Below are 21,053 nucleotides of genomic sequence, written 5' to 3'. Positions count from 1 at the left end.
ACCGTTATTTGCTCTTGTCGCACTCGCAATGAATTCTGTCGGAATGGCGGTCGTCCGTCTGCACCGGTTTCTCCTCGCGACACTGCAGCAGTCGGTCCCAAGCGCGGAGTCGCAGCAGCAACTCTACGGTTCTGGAACAGCGGAGCTTGTGGCGAAGCTTCAGGAGGAGATCGGCATTCGTCCCGCGCAGCGCGGCGTGCTGGATGCTGCAACGGCCGATGCGGTAAACCTCTTTTTATTCTCGAAACGGACCTTCAATCGCATCAAGGGACGGGTGACTGATCAATTCGGCCGGCCGGTCCCCTTTGTCGTTGTGCGGGTCACCGATAAGGACAATCTCGGCGGCAGTATCTGCGCGGAGACCGTCACCGACCGGACCGGCGCATACGAGGCTTACTATGACCCGTCATGGTATCAGAACGGAGAAGGCATACTGGTCCCGAAGGATGCCGTCGAACCGGTGGTCACGGCGCATGAACGGAACGGCCGGCAGATCGGGCGATCCGCTGCGCAAAGCACGGAGCGGGATATCGTCGTGGATTTTGTTGCGGGCGCGGCTCTGCCCGGTGAGGTCGTTGAACCCGCGGAGACGTTCGTCGTCCGGGGAACGGTGGTTGACGAGTTAGGCAGGGGAGTTAACGGGCTTTCGGTCCGGGTCGTGGATCGTGACGTGGGTTCGTTCGTTGACGAACTGGGTACGGTGGAAACGGCGGCCCGAAACGGAATCGATGGCGCGTTTCAGCTGTCTTATGATCAGGGCGCTTTTCATCGGGAGGAAGGGCCGATCGGCTCTTCAGCCGATCTGGTCTTCCACCTCGTCCGCGGCGACACGCCGATTGAACTCGTCGGGCTAATTCGGTTGCCCGCAACACCCAGCGACTTGATCGCCGCTCCACTGCCGGTGCCACTGGAAGATTTGTCGTTGGGTATTGTCGCGCGGCGTGACGAGCTGGTTCAGATCGTCGTCAACGGAATTCGCGGACAGGCGGGGATCACCGAGTATCAGCGACTGGTTTCCGCGCTAAAGCCGTTGACGGGGCGCGTTCCCCTTGCTGAATTCGACGAAGCGAAGACTCGCGACATCAGCTTCGCGGCGAGAGAAACCGGCGAGAGTTTCGATAGGATCAATGATATAGTCCAAGCCAACCTGCTCGCAGGCAGCATTGGAGGGGGAAAAGACCCTTCCGTCTTCTATGCTATCGCGCGGCATCTTGGATCGCGAACCAGTCGTGAGATCGGTTCTCGCTCGGTGGCCGAAATTGTGTCGTCAATTACTGCTGCCGTCGATGCCGCGACCATCCCGCCTGTCGAGCGGATCGACAAGGTGGCCGAGGATATCCACAGGGCCGCGGTTGCGGCAGCCATTCGGTCGAAACCGGCGAGCAACGTCGACAGCCTCGGCGATCTGCTGTCCACCGTCATTGATGACGAGCGCGTGCGTGATGAAATCGTTGTCAAGGCAAGGAATGCGGCAAATGCCACGCTGTTCTGGAACTCCGTTGAAGGTAGCGGGCTCGATCGGGATACCGTTGCCGACCTTCGATATACCCTTCAGCTGGGAACGCTGACGTCAAATAATGTCGCCCTCACCAACCAATTGAGGGCTGCGGCGCCTGCGGCAAGGTCCCTGAGGGAGCTAGCGCTTGTTGTCGGGCGTGAGAAGATTGCGGAGCTTGTGGCCGAGAATGGCCGTACGCCTCGGGGCGGCGAGGATGGCTTGGAGCTCTATGCAAATGAGATATCGGGTTTGCTGGAGGGCGCGCATCCAACCGCGGTTGTCGCGCGATTAGCGCGGGATTGGTCCGAGCGTCGGGCAGATGCGGTACTTGCGACCACGGCTGATCTGCTCGGCGCCGCGGTCCGGCAGACCTCGTTCGATATTGTCGTCGACAATCTCGACTCGATTGCCGATGCCAATCCTGGGATATTTCAGGGCATCAACAATCAAGCCGAGCAGGAAGCGGCACTTGAGGGCGCGCGTCGTCTTGTTCGCCTGTTCAAGATAAGCACTGATACGTCCACCTTTGAGAAGATGTCCCTCACTCGGATCAGGGACGGGCGCCTTTTGCGCGGCGCGATGGACGTCTCGCGCTTCAGCAAGAAGACGTTCGTCGATCTATTTCCGGAGGCGACGCCCGACGAGCAGCTTATGCTCGCTTTCGTGCACGACAAGTCGCGTGCCGTGGCGGACAGCGTTTCGACAATTGCGATCGGCGCATACCAGGATCAAAGCGACGTAGCCCCGGCGGGTGCCCTTGGGGCCATAACATCGGCGACAATTCCCTCGGATCCCGTTGAACGGCTACCGCCCCCAGCGGCAACTTCAATCATCGGGTGGGAGGACATGTTTGGCGGCGCCGGCACATGCGAATGCGATGACTGCCGTTCCGTTGTAGGGCCCGCTGCCTATTTGGTCGACCTTTTCGAATTTCTCGACAAGCGCTGCTCGCCGAATTCACTGGGAGTGACCCCGCTCGACGTTCTCATTGGCCATCCAACGAAGTCGCTGACAGTTGGAGGATCTCCCGGCATTACGGGTCGCCGCCCAGACCTCGCGCACATCAAGCTGAGCTGTGCAAATACCAACACCACAATCCCCACGATCGATCTCATAAACGAGATTTTGGAGAGCGTGGTGGCGACGGGGTCTCACGTTCCCCTTAAGCCCTTTGAATCAACACCGGGGATCAGTGGGCCAGAGCTGTCGGCTGCGCCCGAGAATGTGGTCGGCGACGCCTACAATATACTCAGCACATCATTCTATCCGATCTCGCTTCCTTACGATCGTCTGACTGCGACCGCACGTGTGCAATTCGTGCAGGCCGGCACATCGCGGGCCGAGATCATTCGAGCATTCGGTCAGGTTCCGGGAGACGCAGACGCGCAGGACCTTGCGTGGACGATGGAGCGCCTCGGCCTTTTGAGCAGAGACTATCAGGTGTTGGCGGGTGATCTGTCCGCAGTCAGCACCCGGGATTTGTTTGGAGGTGACCAGGGTTGGATCGGCCGCATCAACAAGGTCGGAGAGCTCCTGAAAGAACTGGATATTTCGTTTGAGCAGCTGATCGAACTTCTCCGCACCGCTTATGTGGGTGGAGAAGTTCCTAGCGGCGATCCGGCTGAGTTGATGTCCCGAATATTTCTGGACGTAGATCAGCTCAAGGAACTCAGTCGGCCAGGCTATGTCCCTCAGGTGGACGATCCGATCGGAAAGGCGCTCGAGCTTGGTAACCTCTCTGTCGATGACGTTCGCGGATGGTTGCGCGAGCGGGAAGGAGACCTATCCGAGATTATCGTCCTGCAGCCGCCAGTCGGGTGCGACCCTGAAGAGATGGTTCTGAAGCATCTCGACGGAAGCGCGCTGCTGAAAGAAGCCGAGTGGCGGGCGATACACTGCTTCGTGCGCCTGGCGAAGCGGATGAAGGTACAGTTTGCAGAGCTTGATACAGCCCTTCGTTCGTTGAAGGTCCAGCCGCGAGCAACTCTGAACGGCAAGGTGCTCGCTGATCTTGCGGAATTGGTCGAGCTCAGCAATCTGCTCAAAACCTCCCTCGCGGTGACGTCCGCTGTCGTCGCCGATATCGATACACGTGGTGCCTCGTCGCTTTACGATACGCTCTTCCCGCCGCTTGGGTTCGCCCGCGTCTACCAGGAATTTTCGCGCGGGGCGAATGGCAGTGTCTTCTGGCGGGCGCATGCCTTTCAGGACGGGGTGGCCGGACTGGCCGCGGCGTTCGAGACGGCGACGGATGCAATCGCTGCGATCGGCTCTGTGTTCGGCTTGACCGACCTCAATATCGGCTCCGTCTCCACGGTCTATCGCGTGTTGCTGCTGGCGAAAGCGGTACCATTGGAGCCTGTGGCATTCGCTGGCCTAGCCAGCCGCCCGGGGGAATGCTCGCTTTCGAGACCCGCCACGCTGACACCACGCAAGGTGCTGGATCTGGTCGACGGAATCCGTGCCCTCAAGACGATCGGGGCGACGCCGGCTCTGCTCAACATGCTCGAATGGAAGCCCGGTGTCTCGGCGGTGCTCCCCGATGACCACCTTTTAACACTACTGGACAGGCTGATTGCCGCCATGCAGCCGCTGCATGCAAAGGATGAGCATGAGGCGGCCAAGGCAGCGGGGATGCGTCTGGCGAGGCATGTCGCCGCGCGCGCGGCGGGTCTGGAAACCCCGCCTCGCGATGCCCAAGATGATGCAATGCGGCGTGACCAGAGCAGGCAGCGTCGGACGAGTGCCGCCGTGGCTTTTGTCGTTGATCAATTCGACTTGCCGATATCCATCGTCGAAAAATTGCTAATCAGCACCGAGGATGGTGGCGTCGCGCAACAGGCCCTGCTGACGACGAACTCGGCATCGTCGATCGACGTGCTGATTGCTCCAATCGACAGGGCGAATCCCGCGGCGGTAGCGACTGTTCTGTCAGTCCTTCGAAGCCTCGACCGGGTGAGCGCCGTCATAAAGGCAGCCCAACTTAATCCCGCCATCTTTTCGCTCGCCGCCGGTGATGCGGCGTGCCTGCCCGTTGGCGTGATCGCATCCGCGAAAAGCTCCCCGGATGGCCTGCGATCCATCGAGGCAATGCTGACGACATTGCCTGAGCTGCTGAATTTGGTCATCCGGACGAACAGAGCGAATGCGCTTCAGGCTGTCGTGCACTCGCTGGCTCAATCCGGCTGGTCGCAGGGCACTCTTGATGGCATAGCGGCATGGCTGGACGCGCGTGCAGAGGACGTCGCTTTGATTCCTCGAGACGACGTGCCGGTTCTGGCCGATGCCGCCGCGCGAAAAGCCCCCATTGTGGCGCTGGCATTTTTCTATGATCGGCTCCGTCTGATCCGTCGCGTTGGCGTATCAGTGAAGGCACTTCAAGGGCTCACTAAGGATCGGTTCGACACTGGGACATTGGCCGAACTTACCAGGGGCGTCGCAGCGTCGTTCGCTCGTTCAGCGTGGCTGGAGCTGTCCCGGCAGATGTCGGATCCGATCCGGGAACAAAGCCGGGATGCTTTGGTCGCCTTCCTTCTCCGGCGGGAGAAGCTATCGGTTGCAGAGGAGCTGTTCGACCGCTTCCTGATCGACACAGGCACCAATGCCTTCGTGCTCACGGCGCGTATTCGGCAGGCGATGTTTGCGGTGCAGATATTCGTTCAACGCTGTCTACTTGGGTTTGAGCGCGAGAATGGCGTATGGCCCAATCAGATTGACGCGGAAGAGTGGAAGGTCATTTCCCGTCATCAGGTTTGGGCAGCTCGCAACAAAACGCTCCTCTATCCTGAGGATCTGCTGGATCCGAGTTGGCGTGACAACAAATCTGCCGGTTTCAAGAGCTTCGAGTCCACCTTGCAGCAAGGGGACGCTACGCCGGCGAATGTCGAGCTAGCATTCCGCGGCTTTATGGACGATCTGGTCTCCATCTCTGCTTTAGAGGTCGTCGGGACCTTTCTTCAAGATCGTTTCGACGGAAGGGAGGCCCTTTATTTCAAGTCCGTTGTGCACGTCGTGGGCCGCACTCGCGGCGGGACTGCGCGGAAGTACTATTACCGTCGGCTTAATCGATACGAGCATCATGAGGAATGGACGACTTGGGAGCCGATCGGAGCCGACATCGAGGGTATCGAGCCGGACCGGCAAGGTTCGCGAGAGGAACAGACTGCGCCGGCTTTGCGGGAAGCCGGCGTTCACGTGCTGCCGGTTGTCTGGAAAGGGCAGGTTTATCTGTTCTGGCCGACCTTCATGCAGAAGCACGACAAGAAAGACCCCATGCCCGTCGAGGAGGGAACCTCGCCACGTCCGTCCGATCCTTACTGGGACATCAAGATCTGCTGGACGACCAAGCAGGCAGCCGGCTGGTCCGCGCGGCAACAGTCGGCAGCGCTGTTTGAAACCTGGTGGATCAAGGATGATGTGGTACCGCCAGAATGGGACGGCGTCGACAAGTATGTGCACGGCTGGTCTGATATCGTCGACATGCCACAGGCGCCCGACCCTGCAAATTTCTCGCTGAAGGCTGTTCTCGACGGCGACTCTCTATCCATCATTCTGGCAACACGAAAACGAGCCACCGGACCTTTCGCCCGCGCCCGATTTAGATTTTCCCGATCGGTCGCCGACGTGTCCGTCGAAGCTGCCGACGGTCCCATGGGCAATGATCATTTCCGAATGCTGGGCACCGGGGGGTCTCGCGCCTCCTTCATGGGCGTTGGGGCAAGCGGCGACATCAAGGCGATAACGACAGTCCGCAATCCGGACGGAGACCAGCTCTTCTCCACCGAACACGACATGCGAATCACAACTCTGAATCAGGGTTATCCGGCACCGTTCGTCGCGCCGATGTTCCTTGATCTCGCGGATCGGTCGTATTTTGCCCAGTCGAGTTTGGGCACGGGTATCGTTTGGGAGGAGATCAAGGAGAGCAACGTCCGGCCCGGACTAGGTGTCGAAGTCAATCCGTGGGAGCCCAATATCTTTATCTCGGTGCTGGTGGGAGGAAAAGGGCCTGCGAAAAATCCTTGGGTGGCCTGGCAGCGAGACCAGCTGCAGGCGCTTGCGATGTCGGCAATGACGACCCAGCCGTCGATGGGTCGCTTGGCCCGGTCTTCCGTCACGTCGTTCTTCGACCTGCCTACCCGACCACTCAGCGACCGCCTTGTGTCCGAGGCCTGGAAGAAAGGCATATCCGTCGGCTCCGGATTCCGGGCCGTTGACGTGCCCGCGCTCGATGTGAAAGTGACGTCGTTCTATCACCCGTTCGCCGAGCAGTTCTCGGAGGTCCTCCGGCGGGACGGAATGCAAGCCCTACTGACGCTGCCAATGCAGGCGAGTGAGGTTCCCAGTCAGTTCACGTTCCGGACGCTTGCCAACCCGCAGCCCTCTCGGGTTGACAGCCCTGAAAAGGAAAAGATCGATTTCAATCAATTCTCGTCGTTTGGCAACTACAATTGGGAGCTCTTCTTCCATGCGCCCGTCACGCTCGTGACCAAGCTCATGGACAACGGCCAGCACGACGCGGCAATCGAGCTGCTTCATCAGGCTATCTATACACCGTTCGCCGACAAGCCGGAAGACTGCTGGCGGTTCGAGGGACTCCGCGATATCGAGGCGCCGCGTCTTGATGTCATGCTGTCCTATCTGTCGCTGCCTGATGGCGATCCTCGAAAGGAAAACGTACGCGCACAAGTCGACGTGATGCGGCTTCATCCGTTCCAGGCTCATCGTATCGCAAGGCTACGGCCTCTCGCCTACAAGAAATGGGTGGTCGCGCTCGACGTGAAACTGCCCGTCGCGCTGGGTGACCGATATTTCAAACGCTTCACGCCCGAAGATGTGAACCAAGCCATTCAGTACTACATGATTGCCTATCGCGAGATGGGCAAGAAGCCGGAGGTGGTGCCGCCGCGAACGGTCATTCCTGACATGAGTTATGCCGAATTGCGCCCGAGGCTGGATGCGATGGGCAATGTGATGTTTGCCTTGGAATCGAAGCTGTCCGATGCGTCAGGTAGCAGCGCCAGCGGCACCGGTACATCGTCCCTCGGTATCGTGCAGCGCGGGACGATTGGGTATTTCGGCATACCACAAAACGAGAAGCTGCTTGCCCTATGGGATCTGGTCGACGATCGTCTGTCGAACATCCGCAACGGGCGAAATATCGATGGCGTGCAAATCCAGCTCCCTCTGTACGCCCCCAAGATCGATCCGGCCCTACTTGCAGAAGCGGTGGCCGCAGGCCTGGACATCTCGGCAGTGCTGGACGTCCTAGGGCAGCCTCTCCCCAGCCAGCGTTACGGCGTTATGTATCGGCGGGCCGTCGAATTGGCCGAGCATGTGGCGCGTCTCTGCGATGCGCTGCTGACGGCGCAGGAGAAGTCAAACAACGAAGCTCTCGCCCGCAAGCGCGCCGCGCATGAGAGGGAAGTAGCCACGCTCCTGAAGGAGACGCGACTGCTTCAGGTGACCGAAGCAGAAAAGCAGAGGGACGCTCTGATTCACGAGGAAGATGCTCTCAAGGACCGGTATTTCCATTTCGCCGATCTGCTGGACGCAAGACCGCAGGCGACGATTGCGTTCGTTCCCCAGAAAGTGGTTCCGGTCAGGCAACTGAATCTGGTTGACGCCGACAAGATCAGTTTCGACGCGCTCAACGTCATTCCCGACTTGGTCAAGGTCGGCGCGTTCTTATCCGGTGGCGCCGCTGGCTTTATCGCGACCGTCGCCGACGAGAATGCGCAAGGCGTGAAGTCCCTGACTACGGGCAAGGTGCTGGAAGCGGAGAAGATGGAGCTCGAGGCTTCCTTCGAGGCCGTGAAGGCAACCTTTGATGCCGCGATGCTCGATACCCTCGCGTCGATTTTGGGCCTCATTCCAAACTTTGAAGCGGCGGCGAAGCCGCTCGGCGCCGGTGTCGCTGTTCATCTGGGCGGTCAGTTCTTTGCTGCTGCGGCCGGAGCCAAGGCGCGGAACAAGCGGGCCGCTGGCGAGATGCATACATTCGTCGCCGGCGTTCACCGCAAGCAAGGCGAATTGATTCTGAGGGAGCGCAGCTGGGCGCAGGAAATGAACGATGCGGCGAGCGCGATCCTTCAGGTTCGCAGGCGTACCGTGGTTGCCGATATTCAGCTTGATCTCGCTCACAAGGCCGTTGAGGCCGTCGATCGAGATCTGGCTGCTGCGGAGGACGTCGAAGCATATCTGGTGGACAAATTCAGCTCGATGGAGCTCTATGACTGGAGCGAGAAACGTCTGCGCTCCCTATTCAAAGATGCCTTTGCCCTGGCTCTCGAGACGGCGCAGATGGCGGAGGCATGCTTCAATTTCGAGCGCGAACCCGCGAAGACGCCGTTCCTCAGAATGTCGCCGCCGGCCGACAAGCGGGAGGAACTGATGGCGGCGCACGAGCTAGTCGCCCGATTGCATGCGATGGACCGGGCCTACAATGAAGCACCTAGGCGCGCTGAATTCACCCGCACGGTCTCGCTTCGCCAGATCAATCCGTTCGCACTGGACGACCTTCGCGAGCAGGGCGAGGCGAAATTCCATGTTCCTGACGTTCTGTTTGACTTCGATCATCCGGGCTACTTTGATCGCCGGATAAAGTCGGTCGAGGTATCGATTCCCTGTGTTGCCGGTCCATATTCGCCGGTCACCGGGACGCTGACGCTCGCCGGCAGCAGGCGAAAGAAGAGGCAGAACGGATCGCTTGACGATGATCCGGTCACCGCTGCGTCGATCGGGCTGAGCTCGAGCAGGTCCGACTCCGGCCTGTTCGAACTTTCAATGCAGGACTCGCAGTACCTTCCGTTCGAGGGAATGGGACTCGACTCGAATTGGACGCTCTCGATGCCGGAGAAGGTCCGCAGCTTCGACTACTGGTCGATCGCCGATGTTGCGATCACCTTCAGATACACCGCCAAACGCGGGTCGGACGCGTATCGCAACGAAGTCGCCAACACGTTAAAAGCGGCACTGAATACGTTGGTCAAGGATGGCGATAAGGCCGGAGCCTATCAGCTTGTGAGCGTGCGGCACGATCTTCCGGACGCGTGGCAGGCATTTAAGACAGCGCAGGGCCTCAATATTACGCTGACTGCTGACATGCTCCCCTACATAGTGAAGCAATTGGAGCCTTCACTGAAATCTGTGCGTGGCCGTGTGCGGCTTAGGGGGCAAGATGGCGCGACGGATATTGCGTTTAAAACGCCATCGGGCAATGCAGATGACGGATGGAAAGTCGATTTAGTGAATCCGTCATCCGATGCTCTAGCAACTCCTAAGAACGTCGCGGACATACTGCTTTTTGCTCAGTTCGATGTAGCTTCATAGGCAAAACGGCGAGCGCTAAAAGTGCGCTGCGACTCCTAAGAGATAGTTGCCTAATTTCGGTATGGCCGGTACACACAGCATTGGGAGTTGGGGCGCCGTTCCCAAGGTGCTTTTCTGATCTCTGACGTTATCGAAGGCGCTGCGCCAGTCGGAGCTATGTCAGTCTTATTTGTTCATGCGGCGCGCCATTCCAATCGATGGATCCCGATAGGTAGTAGAACGGCCAACGTTTCGTGAGGAGCAATTTTTCCTCTGGATACAAAGTCTGAAAAAAGTGGCGGATATGCCGTCGGCAGTTGTCCGTCGGATTTGAAAACTTGTGCTTGCGAAACAACGGCGAAAGGTCGTTCGAAATGATCGAGTGGGAGTAGGGCTAGCGGCGGCCTTCGCGTAGTTTGGCGTATTTTGGGGCGCGTTCTCGTTCTCTTTTTTCGACGTCGAGGTGGTCGGCCGGAGTTGCATGCTTCGATTTAATCCGGCCGAAGCCGATATCCCAGTGTTCTTACGCGGACGGCGTACTGCTGCGCATTTTAGCGTGCGGAAAGGCGAGCGCGTCTTCATCGCGAACTCGATCTCGTCACAGACATCGCGCTAGCTTTGGACAGGGCGTAGCCGCATTCGTTGCGTCCATGTGCCTCAGACGCGAAACCTGGCCTGTCAGACTGGTCTTTTTGCTCATCGACCATGGGTTTCCTCGGGGATGTCGAGGACGACGTTTCCTACGACATCTCCGCTTTCTATCATGTCGTGGGCTTCGGCGATCGCTTCGAGTGGCAAGTGGCGCGCTATGGCGTGGACCAACCGTCCTTCGCTCAGGATCTTGGTCAATTCGGCGATGCCGGCCAGTCGATCCGCGTCAGAAATGTCATAGATCAGAAACAGGCGCAGCGTGATCGAGTTCTGCATCAGCCAGAGGCTGGGCAGAGCCGACTCGTTGGCCGACATGCCATACACCACGACCGTGCCGTGTGGACGAAGCAGTATGGGATACAGCTTCGCGTTCGACGTCAGGTCGAGCTCAATGATTGTGTCGACGCCGCGCCCCTGGGTGATGTCTCTGACGCGCGCGCCAACATCCTCGGTCTTGTAGTTGACGACGTGATCCGCGCCGCCGCGCTTTGCATGCTCCGCCTTGGCGTCCCCGCTGACTGTTGTGATGACCGTGGCGCCGCGCAGCTTGGCTAACTGGATTGCATAGTGGGCGACCGATCCCGCGCCGCCGGCAACCAGCACGGTCGCGTGTTGATCGATGTTGGCAAGCCGAACGGCCTGGACCGCGGTCAGGGCAGGGATGCCGAGGCAGGCACCCTCGTCGTAGCCGACATTGGCCGGCAACGGCACCGCCTGCGCGCTCGGCAGCACGATATATTCGGCCGCGGTGCCGTGCGGACGCTTCCATTGGCCGTTCCAGACCCAGACGCGTTCGCCGACGCGATTGGCAACGCCGGGACCGACGGCGTCGATATCCCCGGCGCCGTCGCTGTGCGGAATCACCAGCGGTGCGGCAAGCCCGCGGCCAAATCCACCACGGCGAACCTTCCAGTCGGACGGGTTCACGCCTGAGACCCGCAGCTTGACGCGGACTTCTCCCGGTCCCGGTGCTGGGGTCGGCTGTTCGCCGATCTGCAGAACCTCATGGGCCGGACCCTGCCGTGTATAGAACGCTGTGCGCATCGCCAGTGCCTTTCAATTGGATGATTAAGGTGAAAGCACGCCTCATTGCGCCGTCGCGCCGCCGTCGACCTTGAGGCTGGTGCCGGTGACGAGCCGGGCGGCGGGTGAGGCGAGGTAGACGACCGCTTCGGCGACGTCTTGCGGCTCGGCGACCCGCTTCAGCGGAATGGTGTCCATCGCAAACTGCCGATACGACGCATCTTGCAGGAATGGCGCAGTCATCGATGTCTCCACAATGGTCGGGGCGACGGCATTGACCCGGATGTCATGTGCGGCGAGCTCGATGGCCATCGCCTTGGTCAAGCCTTCGATGGCATGCTTGGTCATGCAATAGACGCTGCGTTTGGCGGCTCCGACGTGACCCATCTGAGACGAAATGTGGATGATCGCGCCACCGCGTCGCCGTGCAATCATGGACCTGGCGACCGCCTGCGAAGTCTTGAACGCCGAGCGGACGTTGAGCATGAGGAGCAGGTCGAGTGTCGCATCGTCGACTTCGTCGATGGCCTGAAGCCGATTGGTACCGGCATTGTTGACGAGTACGTCGATGTTGGAGTTCGACTCCAGCTCGCGCCAGAACGCCTGCTCGGTGACATCGGCCTGTCGGGTCTCGAGCCGGGGGCCTGCTTCCTCCTTGAGATCGTCGAGGTCGCGCCGGGTCCGGGCAACGGCCACGACGCGGGCGCCGGCCTGCGCGCTGGACAGCGCGCAGGCGCGGCCGATGCCGCGGCCGGCACCGGTTACCAGCACAGTCAGGCCATTGAGTGGTGATGCACGGTCCATCAGAGGTCTCCTTGATTCATTCGGGGGAGTGCGCAGGCGTCTGTTGCTTGCCGCACCGCGCTAGAACGCCACGCGCGCCGCACCTTTGAGCGCGAGCATGTCCCTGGCTTCGTCGGCGCTTGCGACCTCCAGTCCGAGGCCCTCGATGATCTTGCGGGCGAGGGTGACCTGCTCGGCATTGGATCGCGCCAGGCGGCCTTTGCCGGACCAAAGCGAATCCTCAAGCCCTACGCGGACGTGACCGCCCATGGCGGCGGCCATTGCCGCAATTCGCATTTGTGCGGATCCGGCACCCAGCACCGACCAACGATACTGAGCGCCAAACAGCCGGTCGGCTGTCCGCTTCATGTGCATCACGTCTTCGGGGTGGGTGCCGATGCCGCCGAGAATGCCGAACACCGACTGCACGAACAGCGGCGGACGCACCAGCCCACGGTCAAGAAAATGCGCGAGATTGTAGAGATGCCCGATGTCGTAGCACTCGAACTCGAACCTTGTGTCGCTGCCGTAGCAAGTCTCTAGGATGTATTCGATGTCCTTGAACGAATTGCGGAACACGAGATCGCGCGTTGCTTCCAGATGCTGGCGTTCCCATTCGAATTTGAAGTCGTTGTAACGGTCAAGCAGCTGGAAGAGTCCGAAATTGATGGAGCCCATGTTGAGCGAGGCGACTTCCGGCTTGAGGCGGGCCGCAGGTTGCACCCGCTCCTCGACCTTCATGTAGGGGCTGCCGCCCGTGGTGAGGTTAATCACCGCACCGCAGCGCTGCTTGAGGCGGGGCAGGAACCTGGCAAAGCCTTCCGGGGTCTGATCGGGCTTTCCGGTTTCGGGATCGCGCGCATGCAGATGCAGGATGGCGGCTCCCGCCTCGCTGGCGGCGACGGCCTCATCGATGATCTGATCCGGCGTGATCGGCAAATGGGGCGACATGGAAGGGGTGTGGATCGCCCCTGTGATGGCGCAGGTGATGATGACTTTCGACGTCATGGCGCGGTGTTCGCTTTGGCTGGCACGATCGGCACGAGCAGGTGTGAAGGGCAGGCGGGTCCGGCGTGCAAAGTCACCCTGCCGCCGAAGATGGAGGCCGGCCGATCGCGGGGATCGTCGTGCAGGAACGGTCCGCAGCCGCGCATCTCGTTGCGGATATTGGAAAGGCGGGCCGATGGGCCGGAATACTCGTAGTCCTTGCCGCGCACGGTGAGCGCCAGCCGGTAACCCGCCGGCACGACGATCGAGGTCGGCCAGATCTCGATGTCGAGCTCGTAGATGCGGCCCGGTTGCAGAGGCTCGATCTCGTCATGCGGATGATAGGGCCGATAGACCGTCGATTGCCGTGGATCGAGCTTGCGATGCGAGGCGCGCAGCCAGCCTTGCGCGATCGGCGTGTGCGGATCGAGCGCGCCCTGGAATACCACCTCCTTCATGTCGGGCGAGAACAGCCGGAGCACCAGGAAAAGGTCGGCGTCGGTGGTCTCAGAAGAGACGAACAGCTTTGCCGCAAGCGGGCCGGTGATCTCCAGCTCGCGATCCTGCGCCGGGAGCAGGAATGTGGCACCGTCGCCCAGCCCGGCGTAGCTGTGGCTTGCCTGCAGCTCGGGTTGATAGGGGAGCAGGACCAGGTTGCTGCAATTGAGGAACAGCTTGCGCCACTCGGTGCGCGCAATCGGCCATTGCTGTTCGCTGCGCGGCTCGAAGCGATCGACGTGGCGCACCCAGAGCCGGACCGGCGGCTCCTTGTCCCATCCATTGGCTTCGCCCTTGAGGAAATGGTCGAAGAAGCGCTTTTGAACGTCTACGCCGTAGTTCGTGTAGAACTCGGTCCAGTGCTCGCGGCCGTGGACTTCCAGCCATTTGTGTTTGGACGCAGCGCGGAGGAACCCCTCGACATTGCCGCGCAGGTGCAACCCGTTGCCGCCCCAATTGGCTGCGGACAGCAAGGGCACATCGATCTGGTCCCACTGCGCGGACCGCTCCTGGTAAAACAGATCCCAGAGCGGACGGGAATAGACGTCTTCACCGAGATCGCTACAGCGTGCCGCGAGTTCATCGGCGTCCAGCGTCTCCGGACCGCAGACCAGATCGCCGGTGACGACGCTGCGTGGGCCGCGGCGACCGAGGCCATGCTGGACCGACGTGACCTGCTGGCGGTACCAGTTGGCGAGGAACGTGCAATAGATGCCGCCGTGATGGCTGACGTCGCGATAGAAATCGGCCGCGCCTTCCCAGACGCAGATCGCCGCGAGGTGAGGCGGGCGCAGCGACGCCACCTGCCATTGGTTCATGCCGTAATAGGAAATGCCGTTGAGGCCGACCTTGCCGTTTGACCAGGGCTGCGCCGCGGCCCACTCGATGCAGGCGTAGAAGTCGCGGCTCTCGCGTCCTGACCAGGGCTCGATGTGACCGGGCGACCGCCCGGCACCGCGTCCGTCGACCCTCACGCAGGCGTAGCCATCCGGCACCCAACGTTCGGGATCGACGACTTCCCAGTTTTGATAGAGGCCGCTCGATCCATGCGTGACCTCCGGGAATTGCTCGACCATCTGCTGCCACGCCGAGGGATAGCCCTGCTGAAACGACAAACCCTTGGCGTAAGGCCCGTAGCTCATGATGACCGGGCAGGCGGCGCTGCCCGGCGGGCGAAACACATCTGCCCGCAGCACGACCCCGTCATCCATCGCGATCGGCAGGTCCCATTCGACGATCATGCCGTCCCGCCGCTCGACCCGGTGAGGATCGGCTGCAACGGGCTGCTCCATCAGCGACATCTCTTCACTCCCTCGCATTCGATTGTCCTTTCCGGTCTATTGCGGCAGCGCGTCGTCCCTGGTCTCGCGGCCGATGGTGACCGCGAGCAGGCTGAGCAGCGCAAAGCAGGTCATCACGCCGGCCGCCTTGCTGAAATTTCCGCCGAACGGCGCGACCAGCAGGCCCGCGACAAGCGGTCCGAAGCTCGTAATGATGCGTCCGGTCCCGTTGCAGAACGACAATGCAGTGGCTCGAACGTGCGTCGGGAAGAGCTCCGGCACGTAGATGGCGTGGCCGGAGAACACGCCCCAGACGAAGTAGCCGAACAGCGGCAGCAGGTAGGGATAGAGGGCGTGGTGGTCGACACCGAAGTAGAGGTAGAGGCCGACGGCCAGCGTTCCGAGGTTGTAGAAGGCGATGGTGGCGCGGCGGCCGATCCGGTCGGCAATAAAGCCGAATGTCGCGTAACCGAGGATGCCCCCGATGCTCCAGAGCTGCATATTATGGCTGACGATCGCGATCGCCTCGGCGCCGTTGATCGCGTCCTTCTCCAGCATCAGGCTCTGGATCGTGGGCAGCCAGATCAGGCTCGTCCAGATCGACAGTAGCGTGCCGAGGCAAAACATCAGTCCGATGATGGTGTTGAAGATCAGCTTGCGTCCAAAGAGCTGCATCGGAACGAACCGAAGAAATTCGCGATCCGCATCCGACACGCCGGCTCCGGCGAGCCTGGCGCGCGAGCGCCGCGCCTGCACCGCGGCAAACGACTCCGGTTCGGCCACGCCGCGGCGGAGCAGGAACAGCAGCAGTGCTGGTGCGATGCCCGCTGCGAACACGTAGCGCCAGCCGAGAGGCGCGAGCAGGCCGTACACGGATGCCCCGAGCAGGCTGCCGAACGCGCCGCCGGTCATCATGATCCCGGTGACCTTGGCGCGGTGAGGCCCGGACAGCGCCTCCGCGAGCAGGGGGATTCCGACGATAATCTCGGCGCCTGCGCCGACGCCGGCGAGAAAGCGGTAGATACCGAGCTGTAGCGGTGTCTGTGCGAACCCTTGCAGGCCGGTGAACACGCTGAAGATCAGGATGCTGATGGCCAATGTCCGCAGCCGGCCGGCATAGTCAGCCACGATCCCGAACACGAAGCCGCCAAGGGCCCAACCCAACAGGCCGACCATGCTGAGCAGACCGCCGATTCGGCCAAGCTCGGCAAGGTTCGCTTGGTTGCCGAGCAGCTCAGAGAGCGCCGGGCGCAACACGAAGGAGAACAGCCCGAAATCGGTGGAATCGAGAATCCAGCCCAGCCACACCACCGCAAAGACGCGCCATTGATACGGGGTGATGTCGCGGACCCAGTCCAGCGGGCGCGCATCTACCGTGGTCGTCTCAGCTGCCGAAGGCTGCTTCATGGCCGGTCTCCCTGTCGGACGAATTTCTTGACGTCGTCTCGAGCGAGGGGATACCGGTCCGCAGCTTGCCGCAGGAAATACTATCTCGGCATGACGGTCATAACGCGATGCTGACCACGGCGGTCAGGGCAGCAGCTTCGCCATTGTCCAGCTGCCGGAGGCGATCTGGGTGGCGATGGTCTCGCGCAGCGTCGCCTTCAGCTGCTCTCCGGCCGCCGACAAGGGCTGTTCGCGCGACTGGACGAGCGCCCACGACACATCGAGGTGCCGGATCGGTGCGAGGCTGACGCGCCCCTCGCGGAGGAAGCGGTAGGCCGAGCAAAACGGCAGAGTGGCGAAGCCGAGCCCGGCTTCGACCGCGAGCATGATCAGGGTCGGAGAGTTTCCCTCGAACGCGACATCAAGCGGGATTTTCCGCTCGGCCATTGCTGTTTCAAGGATCAGCCGAAGGCTGTTTGGTCGTCCGGGGACGATCAACGACTTCGTCGCCATCTCCTCGAGCGCAACCGGCGCAGCCGGATCGAGACCGGCGGATCTGGGGCCAATCAGGCACAGCGGCTCACGCAGGAACTCCGTGCTATCGAGTGTTGCCAGCGGCTCGACATTGGTCACGACCGCCAGGTCAGCCTTTCCGAGGTGAACCATCGACCAGGCATTCAGGACGCCGCTGATGCCCTCGATGACGCGCAGCAGCACGCCCGGGTGACGCTCCCGATATCGGGCGACCGACGGTAATGTCACGAGTTCGAGCATGGATGGCGGCATCGCCACCGTCACCTCGCCGCTCGGCTCGTTGAATTCGTCGCGCACCTCCTGCCGCACCCGGTCAACGTGCTGCAGGAGGCCAACGGCGCGATCGCGCAACAGCATCCCGGCGCTGGTCAAGGCAACTCCGCGATCGGAGCGCTGGAACAGCGCAACTCCGAGTTCTTCCTCAAGCTGGCGCACATGACGGGACAGCGCAGGCTGTGCGATGTGCAGCAAGGTCGCCGCACGCGTCACACTTCCAAGCTCGGCGATCTGAAGAAAAAAGCGAAGCTGCTTGATGTTCATGATCAAGAGGGCGTGTCACTATCCAGTCATCGGCCAATCGCGGATGGACGCCGAGAGTTGCTCATACAATCCGTTCCTGGGCCCCTGCCGCGTACCTCCTACAGCTTCGGCGTTTCGCTTGAAAATGTCTACTCGTTATGATCGGAAACGCGCCAACATTGGCCTTCGGTCTCGCCATCTCAGACGGTATCAGATTGGGCTCATCGGCGAGTGACGACATTTCACCGAAGAATTTGATGAAGCTAGCCACAACGATGAAAGATGTGGCCGTTCCTGGGCTGATTCCCGGTATCACCGTTAGCTCAAGCCCTGACGACTATCGCCTGATCAAGGCGCTGAGGCCGCAACGTTTCGACGGCGAGCGCTGGATTCCGACGTTAGGCGCGATGGGGGCTCGATAGGGGCGCCGCAATTCCCTGGGGCCCATGTCGGAGGTCCTCGGCCGCGCGTCGGAGGATTTCATGAAGCCAGTCGTGCGATGGTTCACCCTCGACGCGTTCATGCCACAACAGCCGGGCTTCGACAGGGGTTGTGGTGTAGGGCAGCTCGTAGGTCGCAATCGAATGATTTTGCTCGAGCGCCCTTGCCAGCGGACGCGGGACAATGGCTGCCAGTTCGGAATCCTGGAGCAGCGCGGGGAGCGCAAGAAAATGCGGCAATGAGACCGCGATCCGCGGCGGGCGGTCGCTTTCCGAGAGCGCCCGCTCGAGCGCCGCGCGGTCATACATTTCCGAGCGCCGGGCGAGACCTCGCTCCGAGATGAATCCGCCGATGGCGCCCTCCTGCTCGCCGCCAAAGGAGACGACGACCAGCGACAGGCGCGCAAGCTTTGCTTTGTCAAGCCGGCCGAGTTTACGCTTTCCGCCGACAATGAGCACGTCGTCATATTCGAATAACAGCGACGTGCGGAAGCGGCTCGGAGGGACCGAGAAGACGCCGATAGCCACGTCGATGCGACCGAGATCGATCTGCTCGGCAAGGTCGATTCGGGTCACGGGCTTGATGGTCAGGTCAATGGACGGCGCCTCTCGGCCGAGTAGTTTCAGGAGCGGAGATGCCAGGACCATCGTCGTGAAGTCGTTGGCGGCGAGCGTGAACTGCTTGGTGGACGTTGCCGGGACGAAGGTCGGCAGCTCGACCGCGGCCTCAAGGGTTCGCAGAGCCTCACGAACCTGCGGCGCCATCGTCAGCGCGCGCGCCGTGGGTTGCATGCCCGTGGCCGTGCGCACGAAGAGTTCGTCCTCCAGCATCTCGCGAAGTCGGGCAAGCGAATGACTCACGGCGGACTGGGTCAGCGCAACCTTCTGGCTGGCGCGCAGCACGCTGCGTTCCTCCATAACGGCGTCGAACACCTTGAGCAGATTCAAGTCCAATGTCTTGAAAGAAACGGGCACGACGAGGATCCTGTTGGCAGCCAGCCGCGTGCGCGCATGCCGCGGTGGAATCCAGTTAAAGCCAGGTACACGCTGGACGCAACCGCGGAGCTAACGGAGACATGCTGTCGCCGGTGCGACCAATCTGAAGCCGGTTCAGGACAGATCTGCGAAGGTTTCACTTCCGTCGCTGTCCGATCCCGTCATTATTCCCGTCGCCTGTCTGGAGGAGGGTCGCAATGAGATCCAGCGAGATGTCGGGTGTCAAACGCAAGATGGTCGTTGCGATGGTTGCGTCGGCGCTTCTTGGGACATCGGCAGTTGCGCAGGATGCTCCTGTCAAGCTCGGTGTCATGACCGACATGTCCTCCCTTTACGCCGACAACGGCGGCCAGGGGTCGGTGGTCGCGGCGCAGATGGCTGTTGACGATTTTGGGGGCAAGGTGCTCGGGCGATCGATCCAGATCGTCGCCAGCGACCACCAGAACAAGGCGGACGTCGGTGCGGCGATCGCACGGCGCTGGCTCGACAACGAGGGCGTCGAGGCGATCCTTGACGTGCCGAATTCCGCAGTTGCGCTCGCGGTCCAAGGCATTGCGCGTGACAAGAAAAAGCTGTTTCTCGCCACAGGCGCGGCAACGTCGCGCCTGACAGGTGACGAGTGCTCGCTGACGGGTATTCACTGGACCTACGATACCTATGCTCTGTCGCAGGGCACGGCCAAGGCGATCTCACGTCTTGGCGCAAAGAGCTGGTTCTTTCTCTCGGCAGACTATTCGCTCGGCGCGCAGCTCGAGGCCGACAGCCGCAAGGTCATCGAGGCGACCGGCGGCAAGGTCGTCGGCGCAGTCAAGCATCCAGTCAACACGCCCGATTTCTCTTCCTTCCTGCTGCAGGCGCAGTCTTCAAACGCGGACGTGATCGCACTCGCCGATGCTGGGGGTGATTTCATCAACGCGGTCAAGCAGGCCGGAGAGTTCGGAATCACGCGTCAACAAAAGCTTGCCGGCCTGATCGTCTTCATTGCCGACATCCATAGTCTTGGATTGCAGAATGCCAAGGGCCTGATGCTCAGTTCGGCATTCTATTGGGATCTCAACGATGGGACGCGGGCGTGGTCGAAGCGTTTCATCGAGAAGACGCAGAAGGTCCCGACCATGATCCACGCCGGCACCTATGGTGCGGTGATGCACTATCTGCGGGCAATCGAAGCGGCAGACACGCTGGATGGACCGACGGTGGCCGCCAAGATGCGCGAAATGCCGGTGAACGATTTCATGACGAGGATCGGCCGCATTCGCGAGGACGGACGGCTGATCCGCGATATGTATCTTTTCCGCGTCAAGTCGCCGGAAGAGTCGAAATACAGGTTCGATTACTACGAGTTACTCGCGACCATTCCTGGGGAAGAAGCGTTCAGGCCGATGGAGGAGGGAGGATGTCCGCTCCTGAAGAAGCCGTGACCGGCGAAACCGTAGTGCCCCTTGCCCATAGAAGCATCGACGAGATCATGATGGGCCGAACCGCGTGCCGCGAATTCTGCGACGATCCGGTCCCGCGGCGGACCGTCGAGCAGATTCTCAGCGCAGCCCGGTTCGCACCAAGTGGAGCGAACATCCAGCCCTGGCACGTCTATGTGCTCACGGGCGCGGTCAAGGACAGGGTGTCGGCGGCGCTGCTGGAGGCGCACCAGACGTCGCGCGATGAGCACGTGTCGGAATACAAATATTACGCCAGCGACTTGCCCGAGCCGTACCTCAGGCGGCGACAGCAGTTCGGTCAATTGTTCTACGGCGCACTCGGGATCGCGCAGGCCGATTCCGTGGCCCGGGCACGGCAGACCGCGAAAAACTACACATTCTTCGGCGCGCCGGTAGGACTGATCGTAACCATCGACCGTCGTCTGGAGGTCGGAAGCTGGCTCGACCTCGGAATGTTCGTGCAGAACGTAATGCTGGCAGCGGCAGGGCGTGGGCTTCAGTCCTGCCCGCAGGAGACGTTCTCGAAGTATCACCGGATCCTCCGTCCGCTGCTGTCGATCCCGGCGGAGCAAATGGTGGTGTGCGGCGTTTCGATCGGCCGTGCCAGGGTTGTGGGGGCGGAAAGATTGATGCCGCGTGCGGACGTCGACGAGTTCGCCACGTTTGCGGGATTTGAAGCGTGAGATCCAATCGAGAAGGAGGACAGGAC

At 61.1% G+C, this 21,053-nt stretch carries 10 protein-coding genes; 3 read left to right on the top strand and 7 right to left on the bottom strand.

The genetic code is table 11. The features are described 5' to 3' along the window. Positions 1 to 43 precede the first annotated feature (43 nt). A complete protein-coding gene (locus XI08_RS28990; RefSeq protein ID WP_271577004.1) occupies positions 44 to 9,829 on the top strand; it encodes a neuraminidase-like domain-containing protein in 9,786 nt (3,261 codons plus the stop codon). A 675-nt stretch (positions 9,830 to 10,504) separates the two neighbouring features. On the opposite strand, the gene XI08_RS28985 is transcribed toward XI08_RS28990, so the two are convergent. The 7 genes from XI08_RS28985 to XI08_RS28955 form a co-directional block, all read right to left on the bottom strand. After that, positions 10,505 to 11,503, bottom strand: coding sequence for an NADPH:quinone reductase (locus XI08_RS28985; protein WP_271577003.1), 999 nt, complete (start codon positions 11,501 to 11,503; stop codon positions 10,505 to 10,507). 42 nt (positions 11,504 to 11,545) lie between these two features. Next, complete coding sequence (locus XI08_RS28980; RefSeq protein ID WP_271577002.1) at positions 11,546 to 12,286, bottom strand: SDR family NAD(P)-dependent oxidoreductase; 741 nt, start codon at positions 12,284 to 12,286, stop codon at positions 11,546 to 11,548. Positions 12,287 to 12,346: 60 nt separating this feature from the next. Continuing rightward, complete coding sequence (locus XI08_RS28975) at positions 12,347 to 13,273, bottom strand: 3-keto-5-aminohexanoate cleavage protein (RefSeq protein WP_271577001.1); 927 nt, start codon at positions 13,271 to 13,273, stop codon at positions 12,347 to 12,349. Next, complete coding sequence (locus tag XI08_RS28970) at positions 13,270 to 15,069, bottom strand: CocE/NonD family hydrolase (RefSeq protein ID WP_271577000.1); 1,800 nt, start codon at positions 15,067 to 15,069, stop codon at positions 13,270 to 13,272. The genes XI08_RS28975 and XI08_RS28970 overlap by 4 nt, the downstream gene beginning before the upstream one ends. A gap of 18 nt (positions 15,070 to 15,087) precedes the next feature. Beyond that, on the bottom strand, positions 15,088 to 16,437 hold the full coding sequence (locus XI08_RS28965) for an MFS transporter (protein WP_135173339.1): 1,350 nt from the start codon (positions 16,435 to 16,437) through the stop codon (positions 15,088 to 15,090). A 123-nt stretch (positions 16,438 to 16,560) separates the two neighbouring features. After that, positions 16,561 to 17,490 carry a LysR family transcriptional regulator gene (locus XI08_RS28960; RefSeq protein ID WP_235885527.1) on the bottom strand — a complete coding sequence of 310 codons (930 nt, stop codon included), beginning with the start codon at positions 17,488 to 17,490 and terminating at the stop codon, positions 16,561 to 16,563. A 377-nt stretch (positions 17,491 to 17,867) separates the two neighbouring features. Then, positions 17,868 to 18,884, bottom strand: coding sequence for a LysR family transcriptional regulator (locus tag XI08_RS28955; RefSeq protein WP_271576999.1), 1,017 nt, complete (start codon positions 18,882 to 18,884; stop codon positions 17,868 to 17,870). Between the two features lie 218 nt (positions 18,885 to 19,102). Here XI08_RS28955 and XI08_RS28950 point away from each other — a divergent pair, with 218 nt between their 5' ends. Together XI08_RS28950 and XI08_RS28945 are read left to right on the top strand one after the other, a co-directional pair. Further along, complete coding sequence (locus XI08_RS28950) at positions 19,103 to 20,326, top strand: ABC transporter substrate-binding protein (RefSeq protein ID WP_271576998.1); 1,224 nt, start codon at positions 19,103 to 19,105, stop codon at positions 20,324 to 20,326. After that, the gene (locus tag XI08_RS28945) at positions 20,302 to 21,027 is read left to right on the top strand and encodes a nitroreductase (RefSeq protein ID WP_271576997.1); all 726 of its coding nucleotides are present in this window, start codon (positions 20,302 to 20,304) and stop codon (positions 21,025 to 21,027) included. Before XI08_RS28950 ends, XI08_RS28945 begins: the two co-directional genes overlap by 25 nt. Positions 21,028 to 21,053: the final 26 nt, after the last annotated feature.

The organism is Bradyrhizobium sp. CCBAU 11361 (assembly GCF_028128935.1).
In the GTDB taxonomy this organism is placed as follows: Bacteria; Pseudomonadota; Alphaproteobacteria; order Rhizobiales; family Xanthobacteraceae; genus Bradyrhizobium; species Bradyrhizobium niftali.
Note: the sequence above shows the minus strand (reverse complement) of the source record. Positions and strands in the feature narration are given on the sequence as shown.